Below are 12,880 nucleotides of genomic sequence, written 5' to 3'. Positions count from 1 at the left end.
TCACTGCCGCTGCGAGCGCATCGCCACGGCGAGTTCAGCGGCGGCTCGGTCGATGCAGGCGCGCAGCCGTGCCACGTCGCTGCGAGCCATGGCCGGCCAGTCGGCGGGGTCGGCGGGGTCGGCGACGACGATGGTGGGCACGGGGTCGGCGCGCACACTGGCCAGGCGCCTGCGCATCACCTGCGCGAGGTCGGGTGGCTGCCGGCGGGAGCCGATGTTGAGCGCCAGCAACACCGGCATGCCGCAGAGGACTTCGTCCCCGAGGGCGGCGAAGAACGAGTCGAACACCTCGCTCGGGGAGGCCGCGAGCACCGGGGTCGCCACCACGAGCCCGTCGGCCGCCACGACCGCCGCGATCGCCTCCCGCAGGTCGAGGCTGACGCGGTCGTGGGTGGAACGCTGGGCGAGGTCGACCGCCAGCCGGTGCAGCTCCAGCACCTCCACCTCGGCGCGCGCACCGCCGGCCGCCAGTGACCGGCACACGGCCTCCGTGACCCAGTCCGCGAGCAAGCGGGTCGGGTGCCCGTAGCCGACGCCGGCGCACAGGACGGTGAGAGACACCGGGCTCCACGCGGCGGTGCTCATCCCGGCATCGCGTTCATGGCTTCCTCCTCGCGGCCAGGCTGTCGCGCCGTCCCGGAGAGGATGAAGGAAGACGTTGCGCGAGGTAGGGGGTGTTCATGGCCGGTCCTCGAGATCTGTGGGCGGCGGCGCCGTCCTTCTGCCCGCAACCCTGCGCCGTACCACTGCCCGATCTCCATGTTCTGCGGTGCTCAGTCGGGCCCAGCACTGCCCACACCGTGCGGGCACGAGGTACGACTTCGGCCCGTGAGACCCGCGCGTCCGGCTCAGTTCCCCCGGCCGGGATGGCACCGGAACAAGCGGAGAGGTTCGGTTCCAGCGCCGCCTGGGGTAGCTGGAAGTCGGCCGCACACACGCCGCCGCTGTGGTGGCTGGAAGTCGGGCCCGACACACGCTTCGAATTCGAAGCAGTAGACTTCGGTCATGCCTGATTCACCGCCGTCGCTCGACCCCGTGCAGCTCGGCGCTTACTTCGACCTCATCGAGGTGACCAGCCTGCTCCGGCATGCCGTCGAGCAGCAGCTGCGCGAGGCCGGCGATCTCAGCTATGTGCAGTTCCAGCTGCTGGCCCGCCTCGGGGACTCGCCGACGGGCAGTCACCGCATGACCGACCTGGCCGACGGCGTCGTCTACAGCCGCAGTGGCCTGACCTACCAGGTGGATCTGCTCCAGAAGGAGGGACTGGTCGTCCGCGCTCCCTCACCGGACGACGAGCGGAGCATCACCGTCACCCTCACCGATGCCGGGCGTGCGCTGCTTGCGAAGGTGCTGCCGGGTCACGTCGAGGTGGTCAACGGCCTGCTGTTCGAGCCGCTTTCACGCGACGACGTCAAGGCTCTCGCCGGCCTGCTGGCGCCGGTGCGCGACCACATGCGCTCGATGCCGTCCCGCTCGGCGGCGCCGCGCCGCCGCAAAAGCGGAGCATAAGGACTCGACCCAGGCCACGAAGTAGGGACACGACACGTCCCGCTCGACGCCGGGACAAGGGAAAGCGACGAGCCACGCCGCGGACAAGGGCTGTGGCGAAGCACCCGGACGACGTCGAGTCGATGCTGCATACATGCGAGCAGCGCTCTCCGTCCCGTGATCTGCCCGGCACTCGGTGCCACTCACGTGGAAAGCGCTTCATCAATCGGATCTTCGACGGCAAGATGTGCCTGACGAGAGGAGCCCGGATTGGGTGCGAGGGGCCTGGCGGACCGGCTGGCGGAGGCTCGAGCCGGAGCGCTGGTGGGCAGGGAGCCGGAGCGGGCGGTGTTGGACCTGATGCTGTCGGGCGCGGCGGACGCTCCGCTCGTCGCCTACCTGCACGGCCCCGGCGGCATCGGCAAGTCCTCGCTGGTGCGCTACGCCGCCCGGCAGGCGGAACTCGCCGGCCGCCGCGTGGTACACGTGGACGGACGGTTCCTCGAAACCGATCCTCGCCGACTCGAGAAGGCCGCCGCCCCGGCATGCTCCGAACCCGGCACGGTGCTGCTCATCGACACCTTCGAACAGTGCCAGCCCCTCGAGACGTGGCTGCGCGAGACCTTCCTGCTCCGGCTCGCCGACCACGCGATCGTGATGGTGGCCGGCAGGACCGCCCCCGACGCCGAATGGTCGTTGGACCCCGGGTGGGCGCAACTGTTCACCGCGCTGCCACTACGAGCGCTCGATCCCGCCCAGTCCCACGCCCTGCTCGCCGCCCGGGGTGTCCCCGCCGAGCAACGCGGCGCCTTCGTCGCCTTCGCCGGAGGCAGCCCGCTCGCCCTCTCACTGGCCGCCTCCGTGCCCCCGGCCGCACCCGGCGCACCGTGGTACCCCACTGGCGACACCCTGACGACCCTGGTCGAGCGACTGGTCGGCGACCTGCCCAGCGCCGTCCACCGACGCGCCCTCGAAGTCGTCGCACAGGCCTACGTCACCCGCGAGCCCCTGCTGCGCGCCGTGCTGGGTGACCAGGACACCAACACGGTGTTCTCCTGGCTGCGCCAGCTGCCCTACATCGAGGTCACACCCGAAGGGCTGCACCCGCACGACGCGGTGCGGGCCACCCTCGAGGCCGACCTGCGCTGGCGGGACCCCGAGCGCTACGACGACGTCCGCGCGCGCGTCTCGCTCGCCGGCCTGCACGCCGTGCGCTCCGCCACCGCCGACGACGCGCTCTTACGAGTCGCGGAATGGATGTTCCTCTTCCGCGACCAGGAGGGCCCGGTCAACCTGTACGACCACCGGATGCACCCCCACATCGAGGACGCTCCGCTCCAGCCCGAAGACGTGCCCGCCGTGCTGCGCATGGCCGCGGAGGCCGAGGGTCCGGCATCGGCAGCCGCGGTCGCACACTGGCTGCGCCGCCAGCCGGAGGCCTTCCGTGTCCACCGCTACGCGGGCTCCACCACACCCGTTGCGTTCATGGCCATCCTGCGGCTGGACGCACCGCTGCCCGAGGACCGCGCCGAAGACCCGGTCATCGCAGCGGTCTGGGACCTCGTGGAGGCGGCCGCTCCCCTGGGGCCGGGCGAGCACCTGGGCATCCGACGCTTCGCCGTGCAACCCGGCGGGCACCAGCGGCCCTCACCCCTGATGGAACTCAGCAGCCGGCGCACCATCGCCGAGGAGATGAGGAGCCACGGACGCGCGGTGACCTTCACCGTCTTCGAAGACGCCGACCGGTGGGGACGCTACCTCGCCAAGACCGGGATACCGGAAGTCGCGGCCGTGGACGTCGGCGGCCTGCGACAGCATGTCTTCGGCCGGGACTGGCGACGGCAAACAGTGGAACAGTGGGTGCAACACCGGGCGCGCACCGCGCTCACGCCCCTGGCGACATGGCCCGCAACCGCCCCTGCGAGAGGCCCGGGCGACCAGCTGCCGCGCGCCGCGTTCGAGGAAGGCGTACTCGAGGCGCTGCGCACCTGGCACACCCCACGCGAATTCGCGACCAGCGTCCTGCTGCACTCCCCTCTCGTGACACCAGGCTCACCCCACCCGACCGCGGACCTGCGCGGTGCCATCACCACCGCCCTCGACGCGATCCAGATCGACCCGGCGGGCGTCAAAGCCCACGAGGCTCTCACCGCCACCTACATCACGGCCTCCCGCACCCACAAGGCCGCCGCCCGACGGCTGGGTGTGCCCTACGGCACCTACCGGCGCCACCTTGCCCTGGCCAAGGAACGCCTCGTCGAACAACTGCTGCGTCAAACGGCCACGACATCCACACCGGCCCCGGCACACTCGCCTCCGAAGAAGTGAGGGCACCGCCGTACCGCGGGGCAACGTCCTCCGCGAGAAGCGCGTGCTGCCACTCGTTGTCGTTCAGGCGCCGTTCCGGCTGACGCGGCTACTGCCACCGGAAGCTGCTGGACGCGAGTCGCTATCTGGTCGCGGACGGGATCTCGTGGCGGGCGATGCCCGCGGACTTCCCCGACTGGGGCCCGGTTGGCACCGACGGCCGGACGGCCGCCCACTCAGCGTCCGACATGTCCGACGGATACCGGCGCACCCGATGGGGATGGTCGGCCGCGTTGCCGTAAACGCGCGAGGCAATCGCACAATACGGCGGGCGAGTTGGAACGGGCGGGCTCGGGCGCGTACAACAACGACATGCCCCACGGCGACCCCGCGCACTCCCGTCCCCAGCACGGCGACGAAGCTCCAGGCGAGCCCGATGTTGAGGAGGCTGCTGAGCACCATGATGTACATGACGGTGCGGGAGTCGCCGAGCCCGCGCAGAAAGCCGCCCAGCCCACCGATACGGAACACCCCGACGAAGCAGCCGTCGTCCACGGCGCCGCGGATGCCATCAGACGCACCTCACGCCCGCGGTCGCGCGGTCGAGGATGGGGGTGGGCTGGCCGGGGATGGACAAGGTCGCCGGTCCGGGCTTGGGTGAGGACGAGGGCGAGGCGGCAGTTGCTCGCGCGGATCGGCCAGACGGACTCCATGGCCGCCTTACCAGCTGGAAGCCCGCCCCGTATGGCATCCAACAGGTGGAAGAAACCGTGTGCAGGAGTGCCCCTGGTGGGCGCTGTTCGGTCATCGCGTGGAACGCCCTGTCTCGGAGGCGGGAGGCCGGCCTGAGTGCTCGGGCCGCCTGTTCGTTCTTCGTACGCCCCTTTCCGGGGGGTGCGGTCATCCCTTAGCGGGGTGTTCCGGGCCATATCGATGCGGGGGACGCCTCCCGGTCCGTACCGTCGAAGCAGGCGGACCGTGCGCCCGGCGCGCGTGCGCTGCGCCTGCTCACTTGTCAGGCCGTGGGCGGCCCATCGAGAAGGAAGCGTGACGCCATGCGTTCGCGACGTACCACGGCAGGTGCCGCACTGAGCGCGGCCATCGGGCTGGTTCTGCTCGCCGCCGGCTGCTCCGGCACCGCGAGCGGGGGGAAACCCGCCGACAACACGCAGGGCAGCGGCACGGGTGGACCGGCCGTGCTGTCGCTGGCGACGCCGATGGGCGGGAGCGAGGAGTTCGACGCCTTCCTGCAGAACGTGAGGACACTGTCCCACGGCTCGACCAAGATCTCCGTCCAATTCGACGCTCACCATAAGGAGGGACCGGACTTCGAGGAGCAACTGCTCAATGACGTGCAGTCCGGACGGGTCGACCTGGCCGCCCTCGGCAGTCGGGCCTTCGACATCCGCCGGGCCCCTGCCCTGGGCGCCCTGACTGCGCCCCTGCTGATCAGCAGCTTCGACGCCGAGGAGAAGGTCCTCGGTGCACCGGTCGCCGAGCGCATGATCCGTGAGGTCGACGGCGGCGGTCTGACCGGCGTGGGCCTGCTCCCGGGCAGCGTGCGCCGCCCCTTCGGCGCCGGGACACCACTGCTCGGTCCGCAGGACTACAAGGGACGCTCGATCGGCATCCAGGAGTCCAAGGTCGCCGACTCCACGGTGCGCGCCCTCGGAGCGAAGCCGGAATGGTTCGGCGCGGGCAGCTCGGTGGCGGGTTTCGACGGGTTCGAGCAGCAGATCGGCTCTGTCAACGGGAGCCGTTACGACGCAGCGGGGATGATCGGCACCGCCAACGTCGTTCTGTGGCCCCGCCCGATCGTCCTGGTCGCCAACACCAAGGCCATCGAGCGGCTCGGCGAGGACCAGCGCAAGCTGCTGCAGGACGCGGCACGGCGGGCGGTGCACGGCGCCGGCGCGGACTTGCGCGAAGAGGAGCACCGGGACCTGGAGAGCCTCTGCGCCCGGGGCCAGACGTTCGCCGCCGCGAGCCCAGCCCAATTGACCGCCTTGCGCAAGGCCGTGCAGCCGGTATACGACCACCTCGCGCGCGACCGCCGGACCAAGGAGTACCTCGACACCGTCACCGCCCTGGTGCGCGATGTACCGGCCGAGCCGCCCCTGTCCTGCAAGGACTGATGCGTACGAACAAGTGGAATGTCGACCCCGTATCCGCGCCGCGCCCCGATGGGCCGGGGTGCGGTGCCCCGTGCCTTCGACTACGTCCGCTACGTCCGGACGCTTCAGACCGGCAGCGCCGACGCGGCCGCGAGTCCGGAAACTACGCGCAGCTGTGCAGGTCGCTCCTGGACGTCGCCGACCGCATCGTCACCCCGATCACCGCGCTGCCCGGTCCTGACGAGGGCGACCCGAGCTCGGGCATCACCGGGGCCCTCTTCGGTCTCGACACGATGATCATCGTGGCGCCCCACGGGCCTCGCCGGTGCAGCCACGCGTAGAGACGCGCGAGACCGTATCTCCCGACCAGCTCTATGCGCAGACCGGACCCACCGTGCCGGGGGCAGGGCGGCCCGATACGGACGTCTCCTTGGCCGCTCGGGCGCCGCATGCCCTCAATCAGCAGTTCCCGGGAAAAATCGAGGTCCCCGCCGGGAGGGGAGCGGCCTGCCCATCGGTCTGCGGATCCGGCCTCGCGGACGGTCCATGAGCCCGGCGAGATCGGCCAGTGCGACCTGTGGTTCCCGTCGGCAGACATCCCGGGAGTTCGGCTTCTTCCAGGCGCCGCGGGCTGAGTCGGGGGACGACAGGAACTCGGCACGTCCACACGGAGGGTTTCCGTTGGGTGCCGCGTGGCTCGGAGGGGCGTTGTGTGAGCTGGTGAGTACTCTCGCGCTGCTGTCAGCCGAAGCGTCTGCGAGCAGAATCGGGAGAGAACCCATCGCCGAGACGAAACCCGAGCGCGCCGCGACCGCTCCGGGAAACCAGCCCAAAGAGGCCGACGAGTTGCGGGAGATGCTGCGCCGGCCCGAGTATCGGCGGGCCCTGATGTTCTGCGGCATCATCGGGATCCCGGTGTCGTTGATCGCGTTCTGGTTTCTCGTCCTGCTCCACGAGTTGGAGAACCTGATCTGGGTGGACTGGCCGCATGACCTCGGCTGGAGCGATCCGCCGTGGTGGTGGCCGCTTCCCCCGGCTCTGGTGTCGGGTGCGGTCGTCGGCCTGGTCGTCCTGCGTTTCCCCGGCAGAGGCGGGCACATTCCAGCTGCGGGCCTGCATGCCGGAGGGGCCTCGAAAGCGGCTGTTCCCGGGGTGGCCCTGGCCGCGGTGGCCAGCCTGCCGCTGGGCGCCGCGCTCGGGCCCGAAGCGCCCCTGATCGCCCTGGGCGGCGGCTTGGCGCTGGCGTTCCGGGATCTCGTACGGGCCCCCGCCACCAAGGCGAGTACGACACTGCTCGGTGCGGCCGGCGCCGCGTCCGCCATCTCCGCGATCTTCGGCAGCCCGCTGGTCGGTGCCGTGCTGCTGATGGAAGTGGCCGGAGTCGGCGGGCCGCAGCTGTTCGCGGTGATGCTTCCCGCCCTGCTCGCCAGCGGCGTGGGCGCCATCGTGTTCACCGGGTTCGGCCACTGGACCGGACTGAATGCCGAAAGCCTGAACATCGGGCTGCCCGCTCCGCCCCTCCTCGATGTCGGCGACGTGGGGTGGTCGGTGCTGTTGGCGCTCGCCATCGGGGTGGCCGTTCACGGGATGCTGGTGGGTGGACGGATCGCGGCACGCCTCGTGGCCGCGCATCCGCTCAGGAACACGGTGCTCTGCGCCCTCGGGGCGGCCTGCTGCGCGGCGCTCTACGCCGGCGTCACCGGCCGTTCACCGGCCGAGGTGTCCCTGTCCGGCCAGACCACCCTGGCGCAACTCGCCGCCGATCCCCACGCATGGTCCGTCGGCAGTCTGGTGGCGGTCCTGGTGTTCAAGGGCATCGCGTACACGCTCTGCCTGGGCAGCCTGCGCGGCGGTCCGACCTTCCCCGCGCTGTTCCTGGGCGGTGCGGTGGGTGTCCTGCTGTCACCTCTGCCCGGGCTCGGCGTCGTACCGGGCATGGCGGCGGGCATGGCGGCCGCGTCCGCCGCCACGCTCCGGCTGCCCGTCAGCTGTGTGGTGCTGGTCGTGCTCGTCGTCGGCAACTCGGAGACCGTCCCCGTGATCGTGCTCGCCGCTGTCGTGGCGTTCGTGACGACCGAGTTGCTGCCGCAGGGGCCGGACATCCCGGCGTTCAGTGCGAGGCCCGGTCGAGCGCCTCGTCCAGCGTCGTCGCGGCCATGATGAGGGAGAGGTGAGTGAAGGCCTGGGGGAAGTTGCCGAGTTGCTCGCCGCTCGGGCCGATCTCCTCGGCGAACAGGCCGACGTGGTTCGCGTACGTCTGCATCTTCTCGAAGGTGTAGCGGGCCTGCGGGAGCCGGCCTGCGCGGGCCAGGGCGTCGACGTACAGGAACGTGCACAGGCTGAAGGTCCCTTCGGAGCCGCGCAGTCCGTCGGGGGAGGCCTGGGGGTCGTAGCGGTAGACGAGGCTGTCGGAGACGAGGACCCGCTCCATGGCGTCGAGGGTGTTGAGCCAGCCGGGGCTGCGGGGGGACACGAAACCCACCCGGGGTGCCAGCAGCAGGGAGGCGTCCAGGACGTCGCCGCCGTAGTGCTGGACCATGGCCTGCTCCTTCTCGTTCCAGCCGCGTTCCATGACCTGTTCGAGGATCTCGTCGCGGGCCCGTGTCCAGCGCGCGGTGTCGGCCGGCCTGCTGAACTCCGCCGCCATCTTCAGGCCGCGGTCGAAGGCCGCCCAGCACATCACCCGGCTGTAGGTGAAGTCCTTGCGTCCGCCCCGGGTCTCCCAGATGCCCTCGTCGGGGCGGTCCCAGGAGTCGGCGAGCCAGTCGAGGGTGCGGGTCATGCCCTTCCACCCGTGGTAGCCCGCCTGTTCGCCGACGTGACGCCCCTCGGCCAGGGCGTAGAGGGCCTCGCCGTAGATGTCGAGCTGGAGTTGGTCGGAGGCGGCGTTGCCGGCCCGGACCGGGTAGGAGCCGCGGTAGCCCTCGAAGTGCTCCAGGATCTCCTCGGTCAGATGCGGATCGCCGTCGACCCGGTACATGATCTGGAGGGGTTCGTCGTCCGGTCCTTCGCGCGCCCGCAGACGGTCGCCGAGCCAGTGGGTGAAGCGGGTCGCCTCCTCCACGAAGCCGAGGTCGAGCAGCGCCCGCACCGAGAGGGAGCCGTCCCGGACCCACGTGTAGCGGTAGTCCCAGTTGCGCTCGCCGCCGACCTGCTCGGGCAGTCCCATGGTGGCGGCGGCGACCGGCGCGCCGCTGGGGGCGTAGGTGAGGAGCTTGAGGGTGATCGCCGATCGGTGCACCATCTCCATCCAACGACCGTGGTAGTTGGAGGTGCGCACCCACTTCTGCCAGAAGTCGACGTTCTTCCAGAGCTCTTCGGTGATCTGTTCCGTGGTGGGCGGGGGTGGCGCCTCCCCGTCCGGCGCGCACACCGTGAACACCACGGCTGCCGAATCCCCGTCGCTGAGGGTGATGCCGCCTCTCACGTCCTGGCCGTCCCGTTCGAGCGGGATGCTGCCCTGGAGGTAGGCGGTCGTGCCCGGGGCCCGGAACGTGGCCGTGCCGTCCGTCAGGTCGAGGTCGTGGGTGGCCCGGGCGTAGTCGAACCGCGGTCGGCATTCGAGAGCGAAGTGCACGGTGCCGCGCACCGCGCGGACGACGCGCACCAGTTGGTGCCGGTCGGTCGCCGTCAGGCCAGGCAGGACCGGCATGTGGTCGACGATCTCGCCGACTCCGTCAGGCGACAGGAAGCGGGTCACCACAGCGGCGCTGTCCGGGTAGTAGAGCTGTTTCCAGGTGCCCTCGGGATGATCGGGCGCGAGGCGGAAATAGCCACCGCCGTCGTGGTGGAGCAGGGCGGCGAAGACACTCGGCGAGTCGAAGCGCGGTGCCGCGAACCAGTCGATCACGCCCTGGGACGAGACCAGGGCCGCGGTCTGCAGATCCCCGACGAGTCCGTGATCGGCGATGGGCGGGTAGCGTTCCATGGCGTTCTCCCTGCTGATCGCCTCGTCAGGCTGCTTGAGCCGTTACCCGTCCCGTACGGACGGCGTCGACGAGTGCCTGGTGGTCCTTCTCGTTCTGGTCGGCGTAACGCTCGGCGAAGGTCACGAGCGCTCGGTCGAAGGAGTCGCCCCCGCCCAGGTACGCGCCGATCGCGATCCGGTCGCCCGACCGCGCGTGTGCGCGGGCCAGCGTGGCGCCGCACAGCTCGCCGAAGGTCCGCATGCCGGCCGGCACCATCGCCTCGGGTTCGGCGATGCCCTTCCAGTCCCGCAACTGCCGTACGTAGAAGTCACGTCGGCGACCGTCGATCCCCTCGACCCGCTCCCAGCCGAGGAAGATGTCACTGGTGGCCTGCATGAGCCGCTGGCCGGAGACCACGCGCTCGCCCTGCGTTCCGTAGGTGCCGGCCCCGGCGAAGGGCGCCAGCACCGACTGGTCGGCCTCCTTCGCCTGCAGGAGCAGCGGGTCCTGGTCGTCCCGGCCGAGCAGGAGCACGATCCAGCAGCGGGTGCCCACGCTGCCGACCCCGACCACCTTGCGGGCCATGTCGGCCACCCGGTACTGCTGCAGAAGGGACCGCCGGTCCGACTGCAGGGTGCGGCCGTACCGTTCGATGAGCCGGTGGATCTCCTTCTCCAGCGCGTCGCGTTCGACGCCCTGAAGCAGGTCCTGGAGCGGGGTGATCAGCGGCGGAACCGCGGCGATGCGGACCTGCCCGTCGACGATGTGAGTGAGCTTGCCGAAGGCCTGGAGACCGTCCCGGCTGCGTGCCTTGGTCACCGCCTGCGACCAGCGGTCGCGGCCCCGTGCGCTCAGTTCCGCGCCGAACTGCTCCCGCACCCATGCCTCGTCGAACTGGGCGTACCACACCGCGAGATTGCCCATCGTGGCGAAGCGGCGCATCCATTCGCGGTAGGAGCGCACCGTCGCCCGGACGATGCCGGCCCGCTCCTTGGCGCTGAAGCCGTTCGCCCTGCCCGCGATGACGAAACTCGCGGAAAGGCGCTTGACGTCCCACTCCCACGGGCCCGGCAGCGTCTCGTCGAAGTCGTTGATGTCGAACATCATGCGGCGCTCGGGCGAGGCCAGCAGCCGGAAGTTCAGCAGGTGCGCGTCCCCGCACAACTGCGCCCTGATCCCGGTCACGGGGGTGTCGGCGAGGTCTCCGGCCATGATGGCCGCGGCACCGCGGTAGAAGCGGAACGGTGACTCGGTCATCCGCCCGTAGCGGATCGGTACGAGCTCGGGAACCCGCGTCGCGGACTGTGCGTCGATGATGTCCACCGGGTCGGGCCGTTTCACCGTGGGCGCGAACTCCGCGTGGCTGGAGCGGGGCACGGACGACCGGGCGGCCTTGCCGCGTTCGGCTCGTTCCTGGGGTGTGCGGTGCCGGATGTCGCTGGTGTCCGGGTGGTTCGACGTCATTGAAGTCGCTCCGCGATGTGGTCGCCCACACGCAGGGCGTTGGCGATGGCGGTCAAGGAAGGGTTGACCGCTCCGATGCTCGGGAAGAAGCTCGTGTCGACGACGTAGAGGTTGTCGACGTCGTGGGCCTTGCAGTTGACGTCGAGCGCGGAGCTTTCGGGGTCGTGGCCGAAGCGGACGGTGCCCGCCTGATGCGCGGTGGCGCCGATGGGCATGCCCTTGTGCAGGTAGATGCTGTGCGACAGCAGATGGTGCTCGTGCATGCCCAAGTGGCTGAGCATGCCTTGCAGTTTGTGCCGGAGGCGCTTCAGCCCGGCGATGTTGTTCTTCTCGTCGAGGGCCAGGTGGATGCCGCCGTCCCGGTCCAGGGTGACCCGGTTCTCGGCGAGGGGCAGATCCTCTCCGCACAACCAGAAGTCGACGGCGTGGTGGGCGAGCACCTCGAAGGGCATGTCGGGGGCGACGGCTCCGGCCCAGCGGGGCGCTTCGCCGTGGATCTGCTCGGAGTCGGACTTGCCCAGCATCTGGATGCCGCCGAGGGGGTAGTCCCAGTCGTCGGATCCCAGGTACCAGTCGTGCAGCGCGAGGGTCTTCTGGAACTTGGTGTCGTTGGGTTCCTTGGACACGGCCATCAGGGCGAGGTTGTTGTGCCGCATGTAGTGCCGGCCCACCACGTCCGAGCTGTTGCCCAGGCCCTGCGGATGCCGGTCGTTGGCCGAACGCAGCAGCAGGGCGGCCGAGTTGACCGCACCACAGGCGACGATCACGATGTCGGCGCTGTACTCCACGGTGGCGGCGTCCCCGTCCCCCACGGTCGCGACGACCGAAGTGACACTGTGGCCGGTCCCGTCCGTGTCGAGGCGCCGCACGTCCGCATGGGTGACCATCTCGACGTTGCTGTGTTCGAGGGCGGGATCGACGCAGATGACCTGCGCGTCGGACTTGGCGCCGACCAGGCACGGGAAGCCGTCGACCCGGTCGCAGCGGATGCAGGCGCTGGTGTGGGTGGCCCGGCCCCGGTCGTCCTGGGTGAGGTTCACCCCGATCGGGAGGTGGAAGGGGTGCAGTCCCTGCTTCTCCAGATCGTGGCTGAGTTGCTGGATGCGCGGCTCGTGCTGGACAGGCGGGTAGGCGTACTGGGCGCTGGTGGGGCCCTCGGTCGGGTCCTCGCCGTGCCGGCCGTGGACGAGGTAGAGGTGCTCGGCCTGCGTGTAGTACGGCTCGAGTTCCTCGTAGCTCAGCGGCCAGGCCGGGGAGATGCCGTCGTGGTGTTGGAGTTCGCCGAAGTCCTCGGGGCGCATACGGAAAAGTGCGGCGCCGTAGAACTTGGTGTTTCCGCCCACGTAGTAATTGACCTCGGGCGGGAACTGGTTTCCGTTCTTGTCGTACCAGAACTCCGGAGCCCGGTATTTACCTTTGACGAAGACCGCGGTGGATTCCCAGTTGTCGCGTTCTCGGGGCAGATAGTCGCCGCGTTCGAGGAGGAGGATCCGTTTTCCGGTGGGGGCCAGGCGGTGGGCGATGGTGCCGCCGCCCGCACCGGTTCCGATGATGATGACGTCGTAGTGCAATTCGTCGGTCATGCCGGCCACCGTTCTC

The 12,880-nt window shown here is 70.2% G+C and carries 9 protein-coding genes; 4 read left to right on the top strand and 5 right to left on the bottom strand.

Annotation, left to right across the window (positions count from 1 at the left end; all coding sequences use genetic code 11):
• Nucleotides 1-585: an NAD(P)H-dependent oxidoreductase gene (locus ACIBJB_RS20560; RefSeq protein ID WP_398932449.1), complete on the bottom strand. Its 585-nt coding sequence runs from the start codon at nucleotides 583-585 to the stop codon at nucleotides 1-3.
• Between the two features lie 420 nt (nucleotides 586-1,005).
• Here ACIBJB_RS20560 and ACIBJB_RS20555 point away from each other — a divergent pair, with 420 nt between their 5' ends.
• From ACIBJB_RS20555 to ACIBJB_RS20545, 3 genes are all read left to right on the top strand, one after another.
• The gene (locus tag ACIBJB_RS20555) at nucleotides 1,006-1,509 is read left to right on the top strand and encodes a MarR family winged helix-turn-helix transcriptional regulator (protein ID WP_398932447.1); all 504 of its coding nucleotides are present in this window, start codon (nucleotides 1,006-1,008) and stop codon (nucleotides 1,507-1,509) included.
• Nucleotides 1,510-1,758: 249 nt separating this feature from the next.
• On the top strand, nucleotides 1,759-3,816 hold the full coding sequence (locus ACIBJB_RS20550; protein ID WP_398932445.1) for an AAA family ATPase: 2,058 nt from the start codon (nucleotides 1,759-1,761) through the stop codon (nucleotides 3,814-3,816).
• A 1,034-nt stretch (nucleotides 3,817-4,850) separates the two neighbouring features.
• A complete protein-coding gene (locus tag ACIBJB_RS20545; protein ID WP_398932443.1) occupies nucleotides 4,851-5,930 on the top strand; it encodes a TRAP transporter substrate-binding protein in 1,080 nt (359 codons plus the stop codon).
• Nucleotides 5,931-6,072: 142 nt separating this feature from the next.
• Here ACIBJB_RS20545 and ACIBJB_RS20540 read toward each other — a convergent pair whose 3' ends face one another.
• Nucleotides 6,073-6,507, bottom strand: coding sequence for an SsgA family sporulation/cell division regulator (locus tag ACIBJB_RS20540; protein WP_398932441.1), 435 nt, complete (start codon nucleotides 6,505-6,507; stop codon nucleotides 6,073-6,075).
• A 257-nt stretch (nucleotides 6,508-6,764) separates the two neighbouring features.
• On the opposite strand from ACIBJB_RS20540, the gene ACIBJB_RS20535 reads away from it, so the two are divergent.
• Nucleotides 6,765-8,069 carry a chloride channel protein gene (locus ACIBJB_RS20535; RefSeq protein WP_398932691.1) on the top strand — a complete coding sequence of 435 codons (1,305 nt, stop codon included), beginning with the start codon at nucleotides 6,765-6,767 and terminating at the stop codon, nucleotides 8,067-8,069.
• Here ACIBJB_RS20535 and ACIBJB_RS20530 read toward each other — a convergent pair.
• The 3 genes from ACIBJB_RS20530 to ACIBJB_RS20520 are packed head-to-tail and all read right to left on the bottom strand — an operon-like array spanning nucleotide 8,020 to nucleotide 12,864.
• Complete coding sequence (locus tag ACIBJB_RS20530; protein ID WP_398932439.1) at nucleotides 8,020-9,837, bottom strand: glycoside hydrolase family 15 protein; 1,818 nt, start codon at nucleotides 9,835-9,837, stop codon at nucleotides 8,020-8,022. The two genes, ACIBJB_RS20535 and ACIBJB_RS20530, sit on opposite strands and share 50 nt — an antisense overlap.
• A 25-nt stretch (nucleotides 9,838-9,862) precedes the next feature.
• Complete coding sequence (locus ACIBJB_RS20525; protein ID WP_398932437.1) at nucleotides 9,863-11,281, bottom strand: DUF2252 domain-containing protein; 1,419 nt, start codon at nucleotides 11,279-11,281, stop codon at nucleotides 9,863-9,865.
• On the bottom strand, nucleotides 11,278-12,864 hold the full coding sequence (locus ACIBJB_RS20520; protein ID WP_398932435.1) for a GMC oxidoreductase: 1,587 nt from the start codon (nucleotides 12,862-12,864) through the stop codon (nucleotides 11,278-11,280). The genes ACIBJB_RS20525 and ACIBJB_RS20520 overlap by 4 nt, the downstream gene beginning before the upstream one ends.
• Between the last annotated feature and the right edge of the window lie 16 nt (nucleotides 12,865-12,880).

The sequence above is a fragment of the Streptomyces sp. NPDC050759 genome (assembly GCF_044456945.1).
GTDB lineage: Bacteria > Actinomycetota > Actinomycetes > Streptomycetales > Streptomycetaceae > Streptomyces.
Note: the sequence above shows the minus strand (reverse complement) of the source record. Positions and strands in the feature narration are given on the sequence as shown.